A 22,359-nucleotide genomic window follows, 5' to 3' on the forward strand; every position below is an offset into this window, starting at 1 on the left:
CCTCCCCGTCGGATGAATGGATCAACTTACCGGTTCAGCGCTATCCATGTGGCCCGTGCTCGTCCCATCCGCGTGCCGTCCGGGGCGTACACGGTGGAATCCACGATGGCTTTGCGTCCTTCGGCGCTGACCGGGGCGCCGACGACCACGCAGAGGTCGCCCGGAGCGGGGAGCGCGTCGACCGCCACGGCGATCCGGCCGAGGAGGTAGACCCGGCCGGTCTGCAGGGCCGACCAACCACCCGGGCAGTCGAGGGCGGCCCACATGGTCTCGACCGTGACGTCGGCCGGAACCCGCCACGCCGCCGCGAGCCGCCCGTCGGGCAGCGGGCCCGGGAAGATCCGCAGGCCGTCGGGGTGGTCGGGGCCGCAGACGTAGCAGGTGGGGAACGGGTGCTCGGTGTGGCCGGGATAGGGACCGGCCGCGGCAGGGTCGGCGGACGGCACACCCGGACCGGCGTCCGCATCGGCCACCACCTCGGCGACGAGCGTGCCGGCGGGGTCGACGACCTTGCCGTCCGTCACGGTCAGCTCGGTGTCCAGCGGTGGTGGGACACGCAGCGTCACCTGGAAGGGCCGGCCGTCGGCGCCCGCGCCGGAGGCGACGGCGAAGGCCCCGGCGGACCATCCGCCGTTGCCGGAGGCGGGCGGGCCGTGGAAACGCGCGGGGATCAGCATGCCGGAGACCCTCTCACGCGCGTGCGACACAAAGGCGTTCACTCAGCGGTCACCCGGCACCACCCGGTGCGCCACGCCGTCGGCAATCGCGAGCCTTACACAGTTCTCATGACGGTACTGATGACCGCTGCCGCACCCACCGGGACCACCGGCTACTCGCTCCTCATCGCCGACGACGCCGGTCAGGTCGCGGCTGCGCAGCGCTTGCGCCACGACGTCTTCGCCGCCGAGCTCGGCGCCACCCTGCGGGGCGCGACGGCCGACGGGCGGGACGTGGACGAGTTCGACGACTTCTGCGACCACCTGATCGTCCGCGACGACGCGACCGGCGACGTGGTCGGCACCTACCGGATGATGACCCCTGAGGGCGCCGCGCGTGCCGGCCGCCGCTACGGCGACGGCGAGTTCGACCTGAGCGGCCTGCGCCCGTTGCGCGACCAGCTCGTGGAGACCGGCCGTTCCTGCGTGCACCCCGCCCACCGCTCGGGCGCCGTGGTGAACCTCATGTGGGCCGGCATCGCGCGCTACCTGCACCTGAACAACCTGCGCTGGCTGGGCGGCTGCGCGTCGGTGTCGCTCGCCGACGGCGGGCACACGGCCGCCGGCGTCTGGGCCCGGGTGCAGAGCCGGCACATGTCACCGCCCGCGCTGCGGGTCCGTCCGCGCCACAACTGGCTGGCCGGGACCACGCTCGTCGGCGATCCCAGGGTGCAGCCCCCGCCGCTGCTGAAGGGCTACCTGCGGCTGGGCAGCTGGGTCTGCGGCGAGCCCGCGTACGACCCGGACTTCGAGTGCGCGGACTTCTACGTGCTGTTCTCCATGGACCGGATGGACCGCCGCTACCGGCGGCACTTCCTGGGAGCCACGCGATGATCTGGCAGCCCGTGTCGGCGTGCGGTCCACAGTGCCGGCCCGGGGGAGACGATGCCGTGAACGGGGCCGCCACGGTGGTGCGGTTGGTGACTGCTGCCGCCGTACTGATCAGCGGTCTGATGCTGGTGCCGCTGTTGCGTGGCGTCGCACTGCGGACCGTGGCCCGCGCCCTGCTCGCGGCCCTGGGGGTGAAGCTGGTGTGGCGCGGCCCGGCACCGCGGCCGGGCAGCCTGCTCGTGGCGAACCACGTCTCGTGGCTGGACGTGCTCGCCCTGCTCGCGGTGGCGCCGATGACGCTCGTCGCCAAGCGCGAGGTGGGCACGTGGCCGGCCGTCGGTGCGCTGGCCCGGGCCGCCGGGGTGATCTTCGTCGACCGCGCGCGGCCGAAACGCCTTCCCGCGACGGTGGGCGAGGTCACTGCGGCGCTGCGGGCCGGTCGCTCGGTCGCCGTCTTCCCGGAGGGCACGACGTTCTGCGGCGCCGAGGGCGGCGCGTTCCGACCCGCGGTGTTCCAGGCCGCGGTCGACGCTCAGGTCCCCGTCATGCCGATCACCATCCGGTACGCGTCCCCGTCCGCCTCCTTCATCGGTGACGACACGCTGTGGGCATCGGTACGCCGCGTGGCAGCACTGCGCGGACTCACCGTGACGCTCGTGGGATCCGCCGCACTGCGCCCCGAACCGGGCGCCGACCGCCGTTCCCTGGCCCGGGCGGCACAGGCGTCCGCGGGGGTCCGCACCGCGACCTTCGGCCTCGCCGCTTAGCGCGCTCACAGAAAACTTTCAGGCAGCGTGCAGCGCGACCGCAGCGACCTGCGTGAAGATGGAGCCCATGGCCGCTACACAGACCCAGGGCAAGCAGAGCGAGGCGAAGCTCCTCGTCGTCGAGGACGACGCCAACATCCTTGAGCTGCTCTCCGCCAGTCTCCGCTTCGCCGGGTTCGACGTCAGCACCGCGACCAGCGGCAGCGCCGCCGTCAGCGCGGCCAAGAACGCCACGCCCGATCTCGTCGTGCTCGACGTCATGCTGCCCGACCTCGACGGCTTCGAGGTCATCCGGCTGATGCGCGAGGGCGGCCAGCGCACGCCGGTGGTGTTCCTGACCGCCCGCGACGGCACCGACGACAAGATCCGGGGGCTCACCCTCGGCGGCGACGACTACGTGACCAAGCCCTTCAGCCTGGAGGAGCTCACCGCCCGCATCCGGGCCGTGCTGCGCCGCACCACGGCCGGTGACGAGGAGCCCTCGCGCCTGGTCTTCGCCGACCTCGAGCTCGACGAGGAGACGCACGAGGTCTACCGCGCCGGCCAGCGCGTGCAGCTCTCGCCGACGGAGTTCAAGCTGCTGCGCTACCTCATGCTCAACGCCAACCGGGTGCTCTCCAAGGCGCAGATACTCGACCACGTGTGGAAGTACGACTTCCGGGGCGACGACAACATCGTGGAGTCGTACATCTCCTACCTGCGCCGCAAGGTGGACAACGTGCAGCCGCGCCTGATCCACACGCTCCGCGGCGTCGGGTACGTGCTCCGCAAACCCGCCGTCTGAGCACCGGTGACCCTCACCGACCGGGTCCGCAGTCACGTCCCGCTGCAGACCGGGCTGCGCCGGGTGCCGCTGCGCACCAAGCTCGTCGCCTCCGTCCTCGCCCTGGTCTTCGCGGCGCTGACCCTGATCAGCGCCGCGAGCACGTACGCCCTGCACACCTACCTGGTCAGTCGCATGGACCAGCAGCTGGACCAGTTCACCCACGTGCTGGACGTGCTCGACTACAACGAGCGGGTCATCCTGCCGACGGACTACTACGTCAACCTGACCACGGTCGACGGGGTGGGCAACCCGGCGAACGAGAAGTACGACCAGAGGCTGAAGCCGTCGCAGCTGCCCCCGCTCGTCAAGGGCGTCGACAACGTCAACAAGCGCGTCGGCAAGCCGTACACGGCGCATTCGGCGGACGGTCAGGTGCACTGGCGGATGCTGGTGACCTATGTCGACGGGTCGGTGCTGCACGTGGCGCAGCGGCTCGTGGGGATCGACGACGCGATCAGGCGGCTGGTCTGGGTCGACACGCTGGTGGGGGCGGGGGTGCTGTTCGCGCTCGCGGCGGTCGGTGCGGCCATCGTGCGCCAGAGCCTCATCCCGCTGGTGCAGATCGAGCGCACCGCCGCTGCCATCGCGGCCGGGGACCTTACTCAGCGCGTACCCGATCCCGAACCCGACCAGGGTGAGCCACAGACGGAGCTGGGCCGGCTGTCGCGCGCGTTGAACGCCATGCTCGCGCAGATCGAGGCTGCCTTCACCGCGCGGGCGCTGTCGGAGACGGCAGCCCGCGCGGCGGAGTCGCAGGCGCGCGACGCGGCCGAGGCGGCCCAGGCTTCCGAGGCGCGAGCGGTGCGCTCGGAGGAGAAGATGCGGCAGTTCGTCGCGGACGCCTCGCACGAGCTGCGCACCCCGCTGACGTCCATCCGTGGCTTCGCCGAGCTCTACCGTCAGGGCGCGGTGGCCGATCCCGAGGACACGGCGAAGATCCTGCGCCGGATCGAGGACGAGGCGGCCCGGATGGGGCTGCTCGTCGAGGACCTGCTGCTGCTCGCCCGGCTCGACCGGGAACGGCCGGTCACGCTGGCGCCGGTGGAGCTTCCTGTGCTCGCGCTGGACGCGGTGCAGGCGGCGCAGGCCATCGCGCCCGATCGGACGATCACGCTGGACATCCGTGACGCGCCCGAGCGACTCGTCGCGTACGGGGACGACGCGCGGCTGCGGCAGGTGATCGGCAACCTGATGACGAACGCCATCAGGCACACCCCGCAGGACGCCTCCGTGACGCTGTCGCTGTCCACCGGGGAGGGCAACCGGGCCGTCGTCGAGGTCGCGGACACCGGCCCCGGGCTGACGGCTGAGCAGCAGGAACACGTCTTCGAGCGGTTCTATCGGGCGGACGAGGCGCGGACCCGGCGTACCGACCGGGAGGCGACCGGGACGGGCCTCGGACTGGCCATCGTGGCGGCCATCGTCCGGGCCCACCACGGCACCGTGGAGGTCATCAGCGAACCCGGTCAGGGAGCGACTTTCCGGGTCTCTCTGCCCGCCCTCGTTCCGGACGAATCATGATCTTCCGGGCGCTTCGCCATTCACAGAAAACCTTCAGGGTCAGCACAGGTCAGTCGGAGCGGTCGGGGGCAATGTTGTCCCCATGAACGAGCACGAGACCAACCCGCAGCGGCACGAGAACTCCTCTTCCGAGGAGCAGTCGCACCGGCCCGCGGACGCCTTCCCCGCAGGTAGCAGCCCGGAGCGGGGACAGTCCGACGCGACGGCCCCGCAGCCCGTGGTGAGCCAGCCGGCGTCCTGGCAGGCGCAGCCGCAGCCGCCCGCGTCGCCGTGGCAGCAGGGCCCCCAGCAGCCCGTGCCGGGTCAGCCCTACCCGGCACAGCAGTATCCGCAGACGGCTCCCCAGCCCGCCTACGCCGGCGGCTACCAGGGGCCGCAGCCCGGCCAGGAGCAGTGGAACAGCGCGCCGCGCGCCGACGCCCCGATCTGGGCGGCCTCTGTCGGCAGCGAGCCCGAGCGCGATCCGGCCCGGTCCGGCCGGGGCCGTCGCACCCTGGTGACGGGCGCGCTCGCCCTGCTGATCGCCCTCGGTGCCGGCGGAGTCGGCGCCGCCACCGCCCTCGCGCTCCACGACGACAGCCGGCCGGCCACGCTGCAGACCGCCAACTCCCCGGTCACCCGGGTCGTCGACCGCTCGTCGCTGGCTCAGATCGTCTCGGCGGTCAAGGACAGCGTCGTGTCGATCACGACCGGCAGCGGGGAGGGCTCCGGCGTCGTCCTCAACGACCAGGGCTTCATCGTCACCAACAACCACGTGGTCGCCACCGCGCAGGGCAAGACTGTCACGGTCATCTTCGCCAACGGCAAGAAGGCCGAGGGCACCATCACCGGCACCGACCCGCGGACCGACCTGGCGGTGGTCAAGGTGGACGGCGTCGACGACCTCAAGCCCGCCAAGCTCGGCTCCAGCGCGGGCATGCAGGTCGGCGACACCGTGCTGGCCATCGGCAGCCCGCTGGGCCTGGAGGGCTCGGTGACCGAGGGCATCATCAGCGCCAAGGACCGTACGATCCAGTCCGGCGGCGAGGACCAGCAGACCCCGCAGAACCCGTTCGGCGGTCAGCAGCAGCAGTCGCAGGGCACCCAGTCGATGTCCGGCCTGCTGCAGACCGACGCCCCGATCAACCCCGGCAACTCGGGCGGCGCGCTGGTCAACACCAACGGCGAGGTCATCGGCATCAACTCCGCCATCGCGACCTCCGGGTCCAGCAACGGCAACATCGGCCTCGGCTTCGCGATCCCGAGCGACAAGGTCCAGTCGGTGGTGCAGGCCCTCATGAAGGGCGAGAAGGTCAGCCACCCCGCGCTGGGCGTCAGCGTCACCGAGGCCGAGGGCGGCGGCGCCCAGGTCAGCCTGGTGAGCCCGAACAGCGCGGCGGCGAAGGCCGGCATCGAGCAGGGCGACGTCATCAAGTCGGTGAACGGCAAGGCGGTCAACGACTCCGACGACCTGGTGGGGATCATCCAGGCCGCCAAGGTCGGCGACAAGGTCTCGATCACGTTCGCCCGTAACGGCCAGGAGCAGACGGTCAACGCCACGCTCGCCGAGGCTTCCTGAAGACGCATCCCGGTGCCGCCGGGCCATCGAGCGGCACCACCTCCCCACGCGGTGGGTGGTCATGACCAAGGGGGTTGGTCATGACCACCCACCGCACCTTTTTGTCGACTCTGAGCGATATATCCTGTTCAGCGGCAAATCGGGGGCTCGCGTTCGGCCCGGCCGACCGCCTACTCTCCATTCGCCATCGTGGAGTGGAAGGCCGACCCGAGTGACCTACGTCGAAACCCGGATGAACGTCTGGGAAGCCCTGGCGGGACGCCCGCCGGGTGAGCCACTCGGACCCGCCGACCCCGGCCTGTGGGGCGCGGTCGTCGACCGGCTCAACCCCGCACGGGCCAAGCCGGTGCTGCGGGCGGGGGTCGAGGCCGCCGAGCTGACCAGCGTCCGCGGTGCCACGTACGTGATGCTCCGCTCTCCCGACGACGGCGGCCGCGCCTGCTATCTGCGGCTGACGCCGGAGGAGTGGCAGCTCGCGCTGATGATGGACGGCACACACACCGTGGCCCGCCTCGTGGCCGAGTTCGCCCGTCTCGCCGGACGGCTCGCGCCGGACCAGGTCCGCCGCGTCGTCGCCGACCTCGCCGGCAACCGCATGCTCGAGGAGCTGCCGGTCGACGCCTTCCGCCCGCTGCAGGAGCTCGACCGCAAGCCGCTGCCCCAGCGGGTCGGCAGGGGACTGCTCGCCGCCGCGCGCGGGCGGCGCATGCTCGTCCTCGACATCGACCGGGCCATCACCGCGCTCTACCGAGGTGGCGGCAAGCTGCTGTTCACCAAGGCGGCCGCGATCGTGCTGTCGGTGCTCGCGCTGGCCGGCGTCGGGCTCTTCGTCGCGACGTGGTGGCGGGGCAGCCAGGCGGTGTTCCTGACCGGTGGGTCGTACCTGCTCGGCGCCGTCGTCCTGCTGCTGCTGAACCTGCTCGCCCTCGCCAGCCACGAGCTCGGCCACGCCCTGGCCACCAAACACGCCGGACGCGAGGTCCCGGCCGCCGGCCTGCTCGTGTACTTCGGCATCCCCTCCGTGTTCGTCGACACCACGGACGTGTGGATGGCCGGGCGGCGGGCACGGATGCTGGTCACCGCGGCCGGGCCGGCGACAGGGCTCATCCTCGCCGGCTCCGTGCAGCTGGTCGGGCTGGCCGTGCCCGCGCTCGGCCCGCTCGCCTTCAAGCTCGCCTTCGTCTGGTACCTCAACGTGCTGTTCAACCTGAACCCGTTGCTGGCACTCGACGGCTACTACCTGCTGATGGACTGGCTGGAGATCCCCAACCTGCGCGGCCGCGGCCTCGCCTGGGTCACTTCGCGGCTACGGGGACGCCCGCCCGCGTGGGGCGGACTGGACCGGGAGGGCCGCATCGTCGCCCTCTACGGCATCCTGGCCGTGCTCTGGCTGGCGATCGCGGCCAACCTCGCGTACCGGATCTGGGCCGACCGGGTGGCCGGGCTGGCCACCGGGCTCTGGCACAGCGGGGCCGGCGGAAAGCTCCTGCTGGTCCTCGTCGTGGGCGGCCTCTGCGTACCGCTGGTCTACCTGGCCGTCGCCTGGGCGGCGCGCTGGTGGCAGCGTGCCCGGGTGCGCGCCACCGAGAAGCGGCGGGAAGCGGACGCGCCGCGCCGGCTCGCCGCCCTGCGCACCTCCGACCTGGGCGGCCTGCCCGAGGCCGCGCTGGCCGGTCTCGCCGCACGAGCCCGATGGGTACGCCCACCGTCCGGCACCCAGATGGTGCTGGCGGGCAGCACCCAGCAGGCCGTGTACGTCGTCGTCGACGGCGCCATGCAGGCCCGCAAGCCCGGCGACCCGGGCGGCACGATCCGCCACCACGTCGGCGCGGGCGGGGTCGTCGGCCTCGCCAACGCGCTCACCGGCCGGCCCACCTCGCTGGACTGGCACACTGCGGGCACCACGCTGCTGGCCGTACCGACCGCGACCGTGGCGACCGTGGTCGGTCCGCTGCCCGGTCCGCCGCCCGTCGACCGGGCCGAGGCCGAGGCGCTGTTCGCCGACACGCCGGCGCTGGCCGGGCTCGCCGGGGACGAACGGCTCGCGCTGATCGCCTCCGCCCACCCCGTGGACCTCGAGCCCGGGGCGCCGGTCGAGCTGCCGGGACCCACCCATGCGGTCGTCGTCGAGTCCGGCGTGATCGCCATGCCCGACGGGTTGGAGCTGCGCCGCGGCACGCTCATCGGGCCGGTCGGGGACGGCAGCCCCGGTGCGGTCGCGCAGACGCGCACGCCCACCCGGCTCTGGGTGATCCCGGACGCCGCCGACCTGCCGCCGCTGGTCGGCGCGCCCGGGCGGCTCGCCCGGCCCGCCATGGCCGACCGAGCGGCAGCCGCCACCGGCGTGCACTCCGCCGGCGTCTACCCGCCGCTGGCGGTGCCGCCGGGGCCGCCGGACGGCACCGAGGACCCCGAGGTGGACCGCCGGTTCGAGCGCCGCATGTGGTGGCTCGTGCTCCTGCTGCTCCTGTTGTCGCTGCTGCTCACCGCGATGAACTTCGCACCCGGGCCGGCCTGGGCCGAGATGCCCACCGACCGGGCGCTGCTGACCTCCGACCGCGGCACGGTCACCGCCACCATCGATGGCCGGACCGTGCGCCTGGCCGAGGGCGACCGTCGCTACGTCGACCAGGGTGCTGTCGTCCTGGTGCCGGCGAAGTCGACCGGCCGGCTCACCTTCCAGGGCGGCTCGGCGACGCTGCTCTGTGCGGGTACCCAGACCGAGATCGGCCGGCTCTACACCGACGCTGGGCGCCGGCGGGTGCCGCACGGTGCGCTGACCGTACGCAGCGGGCGCATCCTGGCCGACACGGGCAGCACGAGTGGGGCGTACCAGCCGCTCAACCTGAGCGTGGCCCGGGCGTCCGGCGGCGAGGTCACCAACGACGACGCCGCGTGGTTCGCGGTCGACCCGGGCGCGGTCAGCGTCGCGACCGGCCGCGTGTACGTGGCCGGCGCCCCCGCGACGGCTGACGCGAGCACGCTCAGCTGCGGCGACGGCGTACCGGTGGAACCGCCCGCCGGATCGCCGAGCGAGTCGCCCGCCGAGGAGCCCTCCGACCTGCCGACGGTGACGCCGTCGCTGGGATCCGTGACCCCGACCGAGACGACCGCCGCGCCGGAGCCGACCACCGACCCGGCCCGCCCGGTGACCCCGGACCAGCCGGACCCGACGACCACGCCACCGACGACCCGGCCGACCACCGTGCCGCCCACCACGATCCGGCCCACCACGCGGCCGACGACGCGGCCCACGACGCCACCCACCACGACCCGGCCCACGGACGACCCGTCCACGCCGCCGTCCGACCCCCCGTCCACCAACCCGTCGCCGTCCACGTCGACGTCCACGCCGCCCGTGATTGGATGAGCCGTGCTCTGTTTCTTCTGCGCCAAGGCGGCGCGCGGCAGCTGCCGGTTCTGCGGTCGCGGGGTGTGCGAGGACCACGCGCGTTTCGGGCCGTACCTTCTCCAGGTCAGCCGGTCCGCGAGCCGGGACCGGGCCGAGGCGCTGGTGGTGGAGGACGCGGTCCAGTGCGGCACCTGCCGGCCGCGGCCGCAGCCGGTCGCCATGCCGGAGCTGGACTGATCGGCACGACCGTGGGATACCGCCGGGTGGACGCCGCCGCCTAGCTTGGTGGCCATGAGCGATTTCGACGCCGTGCTGGAACGGTTGCTCACCGACCCGGCGTTCCAGGCGCACCTGGCCCGCGACCCTCGGACGGCACTGGCCGGTTACGCGCTCGACGCCGCCGAGGTCGACATCCTGCATCAGCAGATCGGCACCGATGCCGGGGCGGCGCTGGCCGCGGTCGAGGACCGGGTCACCAAGTCCAGCACCTTCGGGCTGTTCGGCTCCTTCGGCGGCCTGGGCTCCGTGACCGACAGCATCGGTGCGCACTCCGGTCCCTCCATGGGGAGCGCGGCGGTGCCCGCCGACGGCGCGGCCGGGATCGGTCCGGGCACCGCGGGTCAGTCCGGGCTCGGGGAGTGGTCGGAGTTCGGTACGGCCGCAGGACTCGTCGCGAACGCCGCCGTGGAGCACCCCGCCCACGGCCTGGGCGACGCACCGGGGGCCTGGGGAGCGGGGGGTGGCGGCGTACCGGCGCACACGGGTCTGGGATCCGCACCCGGGCCGGAGGAAGGCCCGGACCTGGACGGCCTGCCGGCGGTCTCGGGCTTCGGCGACGCTCCACGCAGCGGGTTCGGCGAGGCGCACAGCGGCCACGGCCACGCCGAGGAGCTCCGGGCGCCGAAGGGCTACCACAACCGGGTCGACGCGGACGGGGACGGCAGGCTCGACGCGTCCACCTACCGCGGTCACCGCGGCGGCGGCGCGGAGATTCTCGTCGACCTCAACGACGACGGGCGGACGGACTTCGTCGGCGTCGACAAGGACCTCGACAACCGCGTCGACTACGCGGACTACGACAAGGACCACGACGGCACGTTCGAGAAGCGCATGTTCGACGACGACGGCGACGGCTTCCTGGACCGCTCCGTCTGGCACTAGGACCGACCGGCCCCCACTATGGGAGGCATGGTCGCTATCGCGGCCCGGGCCCTCACGAAGGTCTTCGACGACGGCACGGTGGCCGTGGCCGGCGTCGACCTGGAGGTGGCCGCGGGCGAGTTCCTGGTGCTGCTCGGCCCGACCGGCTGCGGCAAGTCGACGCTGCTGCGGCTGCTGGCGGGCGTCGAACAGCCCACCGGCGGCGAAGTGCTGTTCGACGGCGTACCGGTGACCGAGATCGAGCCGCGCGACCGGGAAATCGCCATGATCTTCCAGGCGTACGCGCTGTACCCGCATCTCACCGTCGCGCAGAACATCGGCTTTCCGCTGCGGGCCGGGCCCATGCCGTCCGCGGACATCGCCGCGCGGGTCGCCGAGGTGGCGCGGCTCGTCGGCGTGGACGACCTGCTCAGCCGCTACCCGCAGCACCTGTCGGGCGGCCAGCAGCAGCGGGTCGCGATGGCCCGGGCGCTGGTCCGGCACCCGTCGGTGTTCCTGCTGGACGAACCGCTGTCGAACGTGGACGCCACCTCGCGGGCCGCCCTCCGCGGCGAGATCGTGGCGCTGGCCCGCAGGCTGGGGGTCACCACGATCTACGTGACCCACGACCAGGTCGACGCGATGAGCATGGCCGACCGCGTCGCGGTGCTGCGCCGCGGCGTGCTCCAGCAGGTCGGTCCGCCGGCCCAGGTGTACGCCGACCCGGACACCGTCTTCGTCGCGGCCTTCGTCGGCACGCCGCGCACCAGCCTCCTCGAGGCCGCCGTGTACGCCGACGCCGACCGGGTGCTGCTCGACCTGGGCTCGCAGGTGCTGGAGTTCCCCGCCGGGGATCCGCGGACGGCGGCGCTGGGCGGGCACCACACCGCGCGGGTGACGGTCGCGATCCGGGCGCTGCCGGTGGACGCGCCGGGCCCGATGACCTTGAACGGCACGGTGCGCTCGGTGGAGAACCTGGGGCACGAACTGATCGCCCACCTCGACGTGGGTGGCGTGCCGACGCCGGTGGAGACGTCGCACCTGGAGATCCCGTCGGTGCCCCGGCAACGGACGCCCGCCGACCGGTCACCGTACGGCCTGCATCCGGCGCACGACCTGACCGAGCCGCCACCTCTGGGCGAGGTGATGGTCCGCGTGCCGGCGCCGGGGCGCGTGGCGGCGGGCGAGGAGCTGACTGTCGGCGTACGGGTGGAGGATCTCCTGCTGTTCGACCGCTCGGGGCAGCGGATCAGATTTGCGGAACCGGCTCTGGACAGAATCAGTTAACAGTCCTAATAATTGGCCAACTGTCGATATACCGACGTGGAGGCCATCCCCCCATGCGCCGATCCCTGCTTCTCGCCGCCTCTGCCCTGCTCGCGGCGTCCGCTTCCGTCGTCTACATAGCCTCTTCCGCCGATGCCGCGGCCGCCTGCGCGGCGGCCTGGAGCCCCACGGCCGTCTACACCAAGGACATGACCGCTTCGCAGTCCGGTCACAACTACACCGCGAAGTGGTGGACCCAGAACGAGAGCCCGGCTACCCACAGCGGTCAGTGGGACGTGTGGATCGACAACGGCGCGTGCGGCGGCACCACACCGCCGACCACCCCGCCCACCACGTCACCGACCACCCCGCCGACCACCCCGCCCACGACTCCTCCCACCACGCCGCCGACCACGCCACCGACAACCCCGCCTCCTGTGACGGGCCTGCCGAAGCACGCGCTCATCGGTTACCTGCACGCGAGCTTCGCGAACGGCTCGGGCTACCTGCGGATGGCCGACGTGCCGGCCGACTGGGACATCATCAACCTGGCCTTCGGTGAGCCGACCTCGGCGACCTCCGGCGACATCCGCTTCACCCTGTGCCCGGCGACCGAGTGCCCCGGCGTGGAGACCGAGGCGGAGTTCATCAGCGCCATCAAGGCCAAGCGCACGGCGGGCAAGAAGGTCCTCCTCTCGATCGGCGGCGCCAACGGCCAGGTCCAGCTCACCACGACCGCGGCCCGCGACAAGTTCGTCAGCTCGGTCAGCGCCATCATCGACAAGTACGGCCTCGACGGCGTGGACGTCGACTTCGAGGGCCACTCGCTGTCGCTGAACACCGGCGACACCGATTTCAAGAACCCGACCACCCCGGTGATCGTCAACCTGATCGCGGCCCTCAAGTCCCTCAAGGCCCGGTACGGCGCGGGCTTCGTGCTGACCATGGCCCCGGAGACCTTCTTCGTCCAGCTCGGCTACCAGTACTACGGCTCGGGCCCGTGGGGCGGCCAGGACCCGCGGGCGGGCTCGTACCTGCCGGTGATCTACGCGATGCGCAACGACCTGACGGTGCTGCACGTCCAGGACTACAACAGCGGCTCGATCATGGGTCTGGACAACCAGTACCACAGCATGGGCGGGGCGGACTTCCACATCGCGATGACCGACATGCTCCTCGCGGGCTTCCCCGTCGCGGGCAACACCGCCAACATGTTCCCGGCCCTGCGTGAGGACCAGGTCGCCTTCGGAGCCCCGTCCTCGGTGAGCGCCGGCAACGGGTACGTGGCCCCGGCCGGAGTGCAGCAGGCGGTGAACTGCCTCGTCAAGAATTCGAACTGCGGTGGGTACACGGTGCGCAGCGGCACCAACCCGAACTTCCGCGGGCTGATGACGTGGTCGATCAACTGGGACAAGTTCTACGGGTGGGAGTTCCGGAACAGCCACGAGCTGTTCCTCAACGCCCTCTGACGAACCTGCCTGAGGCGACGGTCTGCCGCGTGCGGGCCGTCGCCTCTTTCGTCGACTTTGAACGGCGCAAGGGCCGGCGGGGGAGCTGGCGGCATGTGAATAGATCGGGCATTTCCGAGTTTCGACCGGTACTCGTCGGTAACTTGGCCCGTCATGAGGACATCGACAGTGATCGGCGCCCTGAGCGCCCTGGTCGCGGCCGTCGCCGTGGCGTCGCCCGCCGAGGCGGCACCCCGCGATGCGGCGCTCCAGCTGCACGTGGACAGCACGAGCGACGCGCCCGACCGCGAGCCGGGCGACGGGCGATGCGCCGCCGACGACGGGGCCTGCACCCTGCGGGCGGCCATCATGGAGGCGAACACCGCCCCGGGCTCGACCATCGTCATCCCGGCGGGCCGGTTCGCCCTCTCGATCCCGCCGCTGTTCGGCAAGGCCTTCACCGACTACACCCTGGCCGACGCGGCGCACGGCAACCTGAAGATCTTCAAGCCCACCACCGTGACGGGCGCGGGCCGCGACCGCACGATCATCGACGGCGCCCAGCTCGACCGCGTCTTCACCGTCCTGAACCCGGCGTCCATCACCGACGTCACTATCACCGGCGGCGTGTCGGCTCCGGTGGCGTCGCTCTACAACTACTACGGCGGCGGCGCGGCGCTGAACTCCTCCGACCTGACGATGGAGAGGGTCCGGCTGACCGGCAACCGGGCCCGCTTCGGTGGTGCGGTGCAGAACATCCCGTTCACCTCCTTCACCCTCCGGGACAGCCTCGTCGACGGCAACGAGGCCGGTGAGGCCGGCGGCCTCCGCTTCGACTGGCGGGGGCGCATCGAGCGATCGACGATCACCGGCAACCGCGTGACCAACCCTTACGACCCGACCCGGCCCGGGGAGCTGGCCGGCCTGGGCGGCGGCATCGACGTGCGGGGCACCGAGACCGTGGCGGTGATCGACTCGACCGTCACCGACAACTACGCCGAGGACGGTGGTGGCGGGATCAACATCACGCTGGGCTACGTTCCCGGCCCGGAGAACCCTCTCGGTCCCGGTCGGGTCACGTTGGAGCGGACAGTGGTCAGCGGCAACACGACCAGCCATGGGTCGCAGAACTGCCGTGCGGTGTGGGCTCGGATCGTGGACCTGGGCGGCAACACCGACTCCGACGGCACGTGCGGAGGCCGATCGTAAGTTTGCAGCCCGAAGGGACGCGCGTCGCCCGCACACCGGCCCCGGCCGGCCGGGCGGCGCGTTTCCGCTCGGTCGGGCCGCCCGATGAGCCCGCTGCGGCTGCGGGCTGATGATGGCAGGGGAAATCGAGATCATTCCGCCCCTGTGGACAACGGTCTCCGCACCCCCGCGACGTGGAACGATGGCTGCATGGTCGACAAGCCGGTCGCGTTCGTGCTGGGTGGTGGCGGGGTTCTCGGTGCCGTCCAGGTCGGCATGCTGCGGGCGCTCTTCCGGGCCGGCTACCGGCCCGACGTCGTCGTGGGCACCTCGATCGGCGCCGTCAACGGGGCTCTGGTCGCCGCCGATCCGAGCGAGGCCGTGACCGATCGCCTGGTGCGGCTCTGGTCGTCGCCCGAGGCCGCCGAGGTGTACGGCGACTCGCTCGCCCGGCAGCTCAGGAGGTTCGCCGCTCGCACGCACCTGCACTCGCCGCTGCCGCTGCGGCGCCTGCTCGGGGCGGAGCTGGGTGAGCAGGCCGCGTTCGCCGACCTCAAGGTGCCGTTCCGGTGCTGCGCCGCCAGCATCGAGCGGGCCGCCGAGCACTGGTTCGACAGTGGTCCGTTGGTTGACGCCGTGCTCGCCTCGTCGTCGGTGCCGGGGTTGCTGCCTCCGATGGAGATCGGCGGGGAGCATTTCGTCGACGGCGGCATCGTCAACTCCATCCCGATCGGGGAGGCGGTCCGGATCGGGGCGAAGCTGATCTTCGTGCTGCAGGTCGGCCGGATCGAACGCCCGCTCACCGTGCCCCGGCGGCCGTGGGAGGTGGCGCAGGTGGCCTTCGAGATCGCTCGGCGGCATCGGTTCGCGCGCGAGCTTGCGTCGTTGCCCGACGATGTGCGGGTGCACGTCCTACCTACCGGTGGCGGTGAGAGCCGGGACGACTCCCCGTGGGCATACCGGGACATGGCGGCCGCGGGGCGCCGGATCAGCCGGGCGTACACGGCTTCCCGGCGTTATCTGGCCGCGAACGTCTCGCCCGCTCCGAGCGACGGCGCCTGATGCTCGCGCCGCAGTGGGTCCGTCGGCTGGTCATCGCACCGTCGGTGGTGATCCTTGCGGTCGTGCTGCTGACCACGCTGCCGGTGTGGCTCCTGCTGGCCCTCGCGGCCTCGCCGTTCGTCGCGGGTCACCTGCGGCTGCCGCGTCTGGCGTTCCTCGGCATCGTCTACATCGTCTGGGACGCGGCGGCCCTCGTCGGCCTCGCCGTGCTGTGGGTGGCGTCCGGCTTCGGATGGAAGATCCGTACGCCGGCGTTCCAGCGGGCGCACTACGTGCTGACCGGTGCGTTCCTCCGCGCGCTGTTCTGGGTGGCGAAGTGGTCCCTGCACCTCAGCATCGACGTCGTCGGCACCGACCCGGACACGGGCATGCCCGGCCGTCCCGAGATCGTGGTCAGCCGGCACGCGGGGCCGGGGGACTCTTTCGTCCTGATCCATGCGCTGGTCAACTGGTTCGAACGCGAGCCGCGTATCGTGCTCAAGGCCACCCTCCAGTGGGACCCGGCGGTGGACATCCTGCTGAACCGCCTGCCCAACAGGTTCATCAGCCCGGGCCGTCCCGGCGTGGCCGACCTCGAGCAGCACGTCGGGGGCCTGGCGACCGGCCTCGACCACAACGACGCCTTCGTCATCTTCCCCGAGGGCGGAAACTTCACCCCGCACCGTCGCCTGCGTGCGATCGACCGGTTGCGTGACCGCGGTCTCGAGACCATGGCCGTACGGGCGGAGAACCTGCGCAACCTCCTCCCGCCGAAGCCGGGCGGCCTGCTCGCGGCCATCGACGCGGCCCCGGACGCCGGCGTGATCTTCGTGGCCCACACCGGCCTCGACAAGTTGATCACCGTGGGCGACGTGTGGCGGGAGCTGCCCATGGACAAGCAGCTCATCATGCGATTCTGGAGCGTGCCGCCGGAGGAGATCCCGGCCGGCGAGGAGGAGCGGGTCACCTGGCTGTACGACTGGTGGGCCCGCATCGACGCCTGGATCGACGAGCACCGGCCCCTGGCGCGCCCACTCGGCACCGACTGGGCCGCCCGCCACGACAGGCGAGACCGGCACGGGCGTGCCCGCCGCTCCGGGACGGCGCCCGGCTGAGTGAGTGCATGGTCGTTCGCCTTTCGCCCTCAGGGGAATCGCTGGGCGTGGCGGTCGTTACCGGGGAAGGTAGGAGGGTCTGATGCCGGGTGGGTGCCGCACCCTTCCGGCTGGTGCGAGAGGGTGGGTCCATGAGTGTTGACGACTTCGTGATGCGGGCGGGTGGCGCATCCTTTGACGACCAGGTCTTCGAGCGGCTGCTCCGGGAGCGCATCATCTTCCTCGGCAGCGAGGTCAACGACGAGGTGACCAACCGCATCTGCGCCCAGATGCTGCTGCTCGCCTCCGCCGACAGCGAGAAGGACATCGCCCTGTACATCAACTCGCCGGGTGGGTCCATCAGCGCCGGCATGGCCGTGTACGACACGATGCAGTACATCAAGAACGACGTGGCCACGATCGCCATGGGGATGGCGGCGTCGATGGGGCAGTTCCTGCTCTGCGCCGGGACGCCCGGCAAGCGGTACGCGCTGCCGCACGCCCGGGTGATGATGCACCAGCTCTCCGGCGGCATCGGTGGCACCGCGGCCGACATCGCGATCCAGGCCGAGAGCATGCTGCACATCAAGAAGGTCATGAACGAGCGGATCGCCTTCCACACCGGGCACACCCCCGAGGAGATCGAGATCGACTCGGACCGGGACCGCTGGTTCACGGCGCAGGAGGCCAAGGACTACGGCATCGTCGACCACGTGATCTCCAAGGCGGCGGACGTGACCGCCACGTCCGCGCTGGTCTGACGCTTCTCCTCGAACGGGCGTACGGGTGACCGTGCGCCCGTTTGTGTGTCTTCGGGGCCGCGGGGGTATAGCCAGGGCATCCCCCGAAGGTTTGAAGGAGGTGCTGACGTGAGGCTTCCGACGTTCTCCCGCCAGTCCGACACCAGCGCCGAGACCGATACCCCCACCAAGTCCGGAGCAGTCCAGGCCGGCCGCGCCGAGAACCTGGCCGACGCCGACCGCGACCGGGCGGCCACCGAGCGAGCCGCCGACCGCGCGGCCACCGAGCGAGCCGCCGCCGACCGGGCCGCGGACCGCGCCGCCGCCCGGACGGAAGAAAGCCGCGCCGCCCAGACACAGATGAGGCGCGCGCAGGAGGAGAGCCGGACGGCGGAGCGCCGGACCGAAGACCGGGACCGCACGACACCCATGCCGCTCGTCGACGACGACAAGACGCGGCACGCCGACCGCGACGCCGACCGGAAGATCGACCGAGGCGCTGAGCGGTACACCGGTCGCGACGCCGACCGCCCGGTCGAAGCCGGTCCGAAGCCGCGAGCCAGCCTGCTCGCCACCCTGGGACTGATCACCGGCGTGGCCGGCACCCTGCTCGTGCTCTCCGGGCCGCTGCTCGGCTACGGCATCGGCGTCGCCGGGCTCGCCCTGGTCCTCTCGATCGCCGGCATCCGCGCCACCGGCAAGCGGCACGTGGCCGGTAAGACCGACGCGTTGATCGGCATGGTGCTGGCATTGGCCGCCATCGTCGTCGGGGTGCTGGCGCTCACCGGGTCGCTGTCCTGGCTGGGTACCGACATGCAGCCGGTCAACAGTCTCCGAGAGTGGCTTGATACACAGTTTGTGGACCGCTTCTGACGGGTATCTGACATTCACCGGCGGCGATTCGCCGCCGGTGCTCCTCGGAACCGGGGCGGCCAGCAGCCGTCCCGCCCCGAAATCATCCGGCGGTGCGCCGGAAAGAGCGGGAACAAGCCGATCGGCGATCACCGTCGACCGACTCGGGACGGGACCGCAACGTTGGCCGGGGGCGGCGGTTCGCCGCCCCCGACGCGTGTGCAACGAATCGTCGCGCACGCGCGGGATGACGCAACGATTCACCGCCGTGCGCAACGCTGGTCAGGGGCTTACGCAGGCCTTTCGCGCTTACCGTTTTCGCATGACGACTGCTGCCCCGCGCCGATACCTGATGTGCCGGCCCACATACTTCGCGGTCACGTACCGGATCAATCCGTGGATGGACCCGACCGCGCCGTACGACAACGCCCTGGCCGTCAGTCAGTGGGAGAACCTGCGGCAGACGTTTCTCGGGCTGGGCCACACCGTCGACCTGATCGACCCGCTGCCCGGCCTGCCGGACATGGTGTTCGCCGCCAATGGCGCCACCGTGGTCGACGGCAAGGTGCTCGCCGTGCAGTTCCGCGACGCCGAGCGGGCCGACGAGGCGCCCGCATACAAGGCGTGGTTCGAGAACGCCGGGTTCCAGGTCTTCGACTCGAAGCACACCAATGAGGGCGAGGGCGACATCCTGCTCGCCGGCGACGTGCTGCTCGCGGGTACCGGCTTCCGGACCGCCCACGCCGCGCACGCCCAGACCCAGGAGGTCTTCGGCCGGCCGGTCATCACGCTTCAGCTGGTCGACCCGGCGTACTACCACCTCGACACCGCGCTGTGCGTGCTGGACGAGAACAACATCGCCTACCTGCCGTCCGCGTTCTCGCCGGGTTCGCAGGCCGTGCTGCGCCGCCTCTTCCCGAACGCCGTCATCGCCACGCCGGCCGACGCGGAGGTCCTGGGCCTCAACGCCGTCAGCGATGGCCGTACCGTTGTCCTTCCGGTCCAGGCCACCGCGCTGACCGCCGCCCTGCAGGCGGCCGGCTACCAGACCGTCGGGGTCGATGTGAGCGAGCTGCGCAAGGCCGGCGGCGGACCGAAGTGCTGCACCCTGGAGGTTCGTTCATGACCGACCTGGACATGCGTACGCCCGGAGCGCTCGCGGACGCCGAGCGCTGGACGGCGCACAACTACCACCCGCTGCCCGTGGTGATCGCCGATGCCGAGGGTGCCTGGGTCACCGACGTCGACGGCCGCCGCTACCTGGACTTCCTCGCCGGCTACTCGGCGCTGAACTTCGGTCACCGCCACCCCGGCCTGATCGCGGCCGCGCACGCGCAGCTAGACCGGCTCACGCTGACCAGCCGCGCGTTCGTGCACGACCAGTTCGCCGAGTTCTGCCACCGCCTCGCCGACCTGTGCGGCAAGGAGCTCGTGCTGCCGATGAACACCGGCGCCGAGGCCGTCGAGACCGGCATCAAGGTTGCCCGCAAGTGGGGCTACCAGGTCAAGGGCGTGCCGGACGGGCAGGCGGAGATCATCGTCGCCGCGGACAACTTCCACGGCCGGACCACGACGATCATCAGCTTCTCGACGGACCCGGACGCGCGGAACGATTTCGGGCCGTACACCCCCGGCTTCACGATCGTTCCGTACGGCGACAGCGACGCGCTCGCCGCCGCGATCACCCCGAACACCGTCGCCGTGCTGCTCGAGCCCATCCAGGGTGAGGCCGGTGTGCTCGTTCCGCCGCCGGGCTACCTCGCCGGCGTACGGCAGCTGTGCACCGACAACAACGTGCTGTTCATCGCGGACGAGATCCAGTCCGGGCTGGGGCGTACGGGTAAGACCTTCGCGATCGAGCACGAGGGTGTCGTCCCGGACATGTACCTGCTCGGCAAGGCGCTGGGCGGCGGCATCGTGCCGGTGTCGGCGGTCGCCGCGAACCGGGACGTGCTCGGGGTGCTCAAGCCCGGCGAGCACGGCTCGACGTTCGGCGGCAACCCGCTGGCCTGCGCGGTCGGCACCGAGGTCGTCAAGCTCCTCGAGACCGGCGAGTTCCAGCGGCGCTCCGCCGAGCTGGGCGCCCGGCTGCACGAGGGCCTGAACGCCCTGATCGGGCGCGGTGTCCTCGCCGTGCGCGGGCGGGGCCTGTGGGCCGGTGTCGACATCGACCCGGCGCGGTTGACCGGGCGGCAGGCCGTGGAGCGCCTCGCCGAGCGCGGCGTGCTGGCCAAGGACACCCACGGCTCGACGATCCGGCTCGCCCCGCCGCTGGTCGTCACCGAGGCCGACCTGGATCACGCGCTCGCGCAGCTCGCCGCGATCCTGTAAGCGCAACCCCCGCTGAGCGGGCCGCAGTCCTGTGAGAGGGGGGCGGTGGAGAGCGGCGGCCTTCGGGCCGCCGCTCTTACCGTTCGAACTTGCGGATCGCCATCGTGGGCGCCTCGGCCATCACCGAGTGCGGCTGCGTCACCCCGCCCGAGCTCCACAGCTTGGCGCGGCCCACGTGCACGTTCGCGTACAGCTCGACCACGTCGTCCGGGCCGAGGGCGCGCGTCTCGTCGCGGTTGAGGGTGATCCGCTGGTCGTCGTCGAACGAGCCGTTCGGGCGGATACCGGTGCCGTTGGTGCTCACGTCCTGCGCGCTCAACTCGCCGCTGCGCAGCGCCAGCCGGACGTGGCCGCGGCTGATCCATTTGCGGGCGTCGTCGCTGAGCCACTGGCCGAGCATGACGCCGCCGCCCTCCGGTGCCCGGCCCACCACCACGGGGTTCTCGGTCGAGACCACGAAACGCTGACGGATGATGCCGTCGATGCGTACCGAAAGAACCTCGACGGCCGGGCGCGGGCCCGCGTCGCGCAACCGGGCGCCGTGCCGGGGACAGGTCGGTACGCCGCCGCGCAGCGACGGTGGCGGCTGGGAGACCGGGCTGGTGGTCTTGCGCATGTCGGCGAACGGGCTGTCCGGGTCGCCGCCCGAGCCGTACGCGCTGCAGTTCGACTCGGGACAGCCCCAGACGCGGGCGAGCAGCTTCTGACCCGTCGGGGAGGGCTCGGCCACCGCCGGCACCTCGCCGCGGCCGATGCGCGCGACCAGCACCGGGCCGCCGGCGCCGGGCACGGCGGCCAGGAGCCGGCCGGGCTCCTCGATCCAGGGGCGACGGTCGCGGAACTGCTCGGCGCGGCTGCGCGTGAGCACCGGCAGGCCCAGCAGCTCGGCGACCTCGAACACCCGGTCGTCGAGCTGGGGCACCACCTCGACCACGCCGTCGTCGGCCCAGCGGCGCACCACCATGCGCTCGTTGGAGGTCAGGTCGGCGTCGGAGAGCAGGCCCCGGGGGACCACCGCGTACACCGGGACGTTCTCCTCGGCGACGTGCCGGCCGAGCGCGTCGATGACCAGGCCCAGCCGCAGCATGCTCGCGGGGCGACCGCCGTCGAGGTCGGCGTACCGGACGATCTCCGAGAGGTCGACCACCGCCCGGGCGAGCGCCGGGTCGGTGGTGAGACGCGCTTCGATGGCGTCGAGGACCTTGCTGACCTCGAACCTCACGTGGCCTCCCCCTGGATACGCGTGCGACTGCCCCGGCCATCATGCCGTCTGGGGGCGTCGGCGACCAAGCAGGGGTGGATCAGGAGGCGTCGGCGACGATCCGGTCGATGCGGTTCGCCAGGGCGATGTCCCGGGTCGTCACGCCGCCCGCGGAATGGGTGCTGCAGCGGAACGTGAGCGTGCGCCAGCGGATGTCGATGTCGGGGTGGTGGTCCATCTCCTCGGCCACCTCCGCCACCCGGTCGACCACCGCGATCGCCGCGGGGAAGCTGCGCAGGCCCACGGTGCGGACGATCGAGTCGGGGCCGCCCTCCCAGCCGTCCAGGACTGCCACGGCGTTGCGTACCGAGTCGGCGTCGAGCAGGTCACCCATGACTCGAGCTTAGTCGTCGCGAGCCCCCGCCCGTCGCTGACCGCGACCGGAATGTCGCACGTTCCGCCGGGGCGGCGCCCGGAGCGGCCCGAT

20 protein-coding genes are annotated in these 22,359 nt (G+C 71.9%); 17 read left to right on the forward strand and 3 right to left on the reverse strand.

The window, feature by feature from the left end:
* Window positions 1-26: 26 nt before the first annotated feature.
* Window positions 27-677, reverse strand: coding sequence for a hypothetical protein (locus tag AB0J80_RS29925; protein WP_364711466.1), 651 nt, complete (start codon window positions 675-677; stop codon window positions 27-29).
* Between the two features lie 108 nt (window positions 678-785).
* On the opposite strand from AB0J80_RS29925, the gene AB0J80_RS29930 reads away from it, so the two are divergent.
* The 17 genes from AB0J80_RS29930 to rocD all read left to right on the forward strand — a co-directional run bounded on the left by AB0J80_RS29930 (window position 786) and on the right by rocD (window position 20,671).
* Complete coding sequence (locus AB0J80_RS29930; protein WP_364711468.1) at window positions 786-1,550, forward strand: GNAT family N-acyltransferase; 765 nt, start codon at window positions 786-788, stop codon at window positions 1,548-1,550.
* Window positions 1,551-1,636: 86 nt separating this feature from the next.
* Window positions 1,637-2,314: a lysophospholipid acyltransferase family protein gene (locus AB0J80_RS29935; protein ID WP_364711470.1), complete on the forward strand. Its 678-nt coding sequence runs from the start codon at window positions 1,637-1,639 to the stop codon at window positions 2,312-2,314.
* Window positions 2,315-2,381: 67 nt separating this feature from the next.
* A complete protein-coding gene (locus AB0J80_RS29940; protein WP_364711472.1) occupies window positions 2,382-3,098 on the forward strand; it encodes a response regulator transcription factor in 717 nt (238 codons plus the stop codon).
* Between the two features lie 6 nt (window positions 3,099-3,104).
* Complete coding sequence (locus tag AB0J80_RS29945; protein ID WP_364711473.1) at window positions 3,105-4,661, forward strand: HAMP domain-containing sensor histidine kinase; 1,557 nt, start codon at window positions 3,105-3,107, stop codon at window positions 4,659-4,661.
* An 82-nt stretch (window positions 4,662-4,743) separates the two neighbouring features.
* Window positions 4,744-6,219: a trypsin-like peptidase domain-containing protein gene (locus AB0J80_RS29950; protein ID WP_364711474.1), complete on the forward strand. Its 1,476-nt coding sequence runs from the start codon at window positions 4,744-4,746 to the stop codon at window positions 6,217-6,219.
* Between the two features lie 211 nt (window positions 6,220-6,430).
* Entirely contained in the window at window positions 6,431-9,589 is a 3,159-nt protein-coding gene (locus AB0J80_RS29955) for a M50 family metallopeptidase (RefSeq protein WP_364711477.1), read from the forward strand.
* 3 nt (window positions 9,590-9,592) lie between these two features.
* Window positions 9,593-9,808: a hypothetical protein gene (locus AB0J80_RS29960; RefSeq protein WP_364711480.1), complete on the forward strand. Its 216-nt coding sequence runs from the start codon at window positions 9,593-9,595 to the stop codon at window positions 9,806-9,808.
* 54 nt (window positions 9,809-9,862) lie between these two features.
* Window positions 9,863-10,732 (forward strand): hypothetical protein, encoded by an 870-nt coding sequence (locus tag AB0J80_RS29965; RefSeq protein ID WP_364711482.1) that lies wholly within the window; start codon window positions 9,863-9,865, stop codon window positions 10,730-10,732.
* A 27-nt stretch (window positions 10,733-10,759) separates the two neighbouring features.
* Complete coding sequence (locus AB0J80_RS29970) at window positions 10,760-11,998, forward strand: ABC transporter ATP-binding protein (RefSeq protein WP_364711484.1); 1,239 nt, start codon at window positions 10,760-10,762, stop codon at window positions 11,996-11,998.
* A 53-nt stretch (window positions 11,999-12,051) separates the two neighbouring features.
* Complete coding sequence (locus tag AB0J80_RS29975; RefSeq protein ID WP_364711487.1) at window positions 12,052-13,446, forward strand: glycosyl hydrolase family 18 protein; 1,395 nt, start codon at window positions 12,052-12,054, stop codon at window positions 13,444-13,446.
* A gap of 153 nt (window positions 13,447-13,599) precedes the next feature.
* The gene (locus tag AB0J80_RS29980; RefSeq protein ID WP_364711489.1) at window positions 13,600-14,634 is read left to right on the forward strand and encodes a hypothetical protein; all 1,035 of its coding nucleotides are present in this window, start codon (window positions 13,600-13,602) and stop codon (window positions 14,632-14,634) included.
* A gap of 189 nt (window positions 14,635-14,823) precedes the next feature.
* Window positions 14,824-15,675 (forward strand): patatin-like phospholipase family protein, encoded by an 852-nt coding sequence (locus tag AB0J80_RS29985; protein ID WP_364711492.1) that lies wholly within the window; start codon window positions 14,824-14,826, stop codon window positions 15,673-15,675.
* Window positions 15,672-16,769, forward strand: coding sequence for a 1-acyl-sn-glycerol-3-phosphate acyltransferase (locus tag AB0J80_RS29990; protein ID WP_364711738.1), 1,098 nt, complete (start codon window positions 15,672-15,674; stop codon window positions 16,767-16,769). The genes AB0J80_RS29985 and AB0J80_RS29990 overlap by 4 nt, the downstream gene beginning before the upstream one ends.
* Before the next feature lie 131 nt (window positions 16,770-16,900).
* A complete protein-coding gene (locus AB0J80_RS29995) occupies window positions 16,901-17,509 on the forward strand; it encodes an ATP-dependent Clp protease proteolytic subunit (RefSeq protein WP_364711495.1) in 609 nt (202 codons plus the stop codon).
* Window positions 17,510-17,617: 108 nt separating this feature from the next.
* On the forward strand, window positions 17,618-18,361 hold the full coding sequence (locus AB0J80_RS30000; protein ID WP_364711497.1) for a UbiA family prenyltransferase: 744 nt from the start codon (window positions 17,618-17,620) through the stop codon (window positions 18,359-18,361).
* Window positions 18,362-18,662: 301 nt separating this feature from the next.
* Complete coding sequence (ddaH, locus tag AB0J80_RS30005) at window positions 18,663-19,466, forward strand: dimethylargininase (protein ID WP_364711500.1); 804 nt, start codon at window positions 18,663-18,665, stop codon at window positions 19,464-19,466.
* Window positions 19,463-20,671, forward strand: coding sequence for an ornithine--oxo-acid transaminase (rocD, locus tag AB0J80_RS30010; RefSeq protein WP_364711503.1), 1,209 nt, complete (start codon window positions 19,463-19,465; stop codon window positions 20,669-20,671). Before ddaH ends, rocD begins: the two co-directional genes overlap by 4 nt.
* Window positions 20,672-20,747: 76 nt before the next feature.
* On the opposite strand, the gene AB0J80_RS30015 is transcribed toward rocD, so the two are convergent.
* Window positions 20,748-21,893: an FHA domain-containing protein gene (locus AB0J80_RS30015; RefSeq protein WP_364711506.1), complete on the reverse strand. Its 1,146-nt coding sequence runs from the start codon at window positions 21,891-21,893 to the stop codon at window positions 20,748-20,750.
* A 79-nt stretch (window positions 21,894-21,972) separates the two neighbouring features.
* Window positions 21,973-22,266 (reverse strand): 4a-hydroxytetrahydrobiopterin dehydratase, encoded by a 294-nt coding sequence (locus AB0J80_RS30020; protein ID WP_364711508.1) that lies wholly within the window; start codon window positions 22,264-22,266, stop codon window positions 21,973-21,975.
* Window positions 22,267-22,359 lie beyond the last annotated feature (93 nt).

The organism is Actinoplanes sp. NPDC049548, from assembly GCF_040676695.1.
Classification (GTDB): domain Bacteria; phylum Actinomycetota; class Actinomycetes; order Mycobacteriales; family Micromonosporaceae; genus Actinoplanes.

Coding starts and splice junctions, on each gene's coding strand:
- AB0J80_RS29925 (WP_364711466.1), bottom strand. CDS start 677: ATGCTGATCCCCGCGCGTTTCCACGGCCCGCCCGCCTCCGGCAACGGC.
- AB0J80_RS29930 (WP_364711468.1), top strand. CDS start 786: ATGACGGTACTGATGACCGCTGCCGCACCCACCGGGACCACCGGCTAC.
- AB0J80_RS29940 (WP_364711472.1), top strand. CDS start 2,382: ATGGCCGCTACACAGACCCAGGGCAAGCAGAGCGAGGCGAAGCTCCTC.
- AB0J80_RS29950 (WP_364711474.1), top strand. CDS start 4,744: ATGAACGAGCACGAGACCAACCCGCAGCGGCACGAGAACTCCTCTTCC.
- AB0J80_RS29965 (WP_364711482.1), top strand. CDS start 9,863: ATGAGCGATTTCGACGCCGTGCTGGAACGGTTGCTCACCGACCCGGCG.
- AB0J80_RS29970 (WP_364711484.1), top strand. CDS start 10,760: ATGGTCGCTATCGCGGCCCGGGCCCTCACGAAGGTCTTCGACGACGGC.
- AB0J80_RS29975 (WP_364711487.1), top strand. CDS start 12,052: ATGCGCCGATCCCTGCTTCTCGCCGCCTCTGCCCTGCTCGCGGCGTCC.
- AB0J80_RS29980 (WP_364711489.1), top strand. CDS start 13,600: ATGAGGACATCGACAGTGATCGGCGCCCTGAGCGCCCTGGTCGCGGCC.
- AB0J80_RS29985 (WP_364711492.1), top strand. CDS start 14,824: ATGGTCGACAAGCCGGTCGCGTTCGTGCTGGGTGGTGGCGGGGTTCTC.
- AB0J80_RS29995 (WP_364711495.1), top strand. CDS start 16,901: ATGAGTGTTGACGACTTCGTGATGCGGGCGGGTGGCGCATCCTTTGAC.
- ddaH (WP_364711500.1), top strand. CDS start 18,663: ATGACGACTGCTGCCCCGCGCCGATACCTGATGTGCCGGCCCACATAC.
- rocD (WP_364711503.1), top strand. CDS start 19,463: ATGACCGACCTGGACATGCGTACGCCCGGAGCGCTCGCGGACGCCGAG.
- AB0J80_RS30020 (WP_364711508.1), bottom strand. CDS start 22,266: ATGGGTGACCTGCTCGACGCCGACTCGGTACGCAACGCCGTGGCAGTC.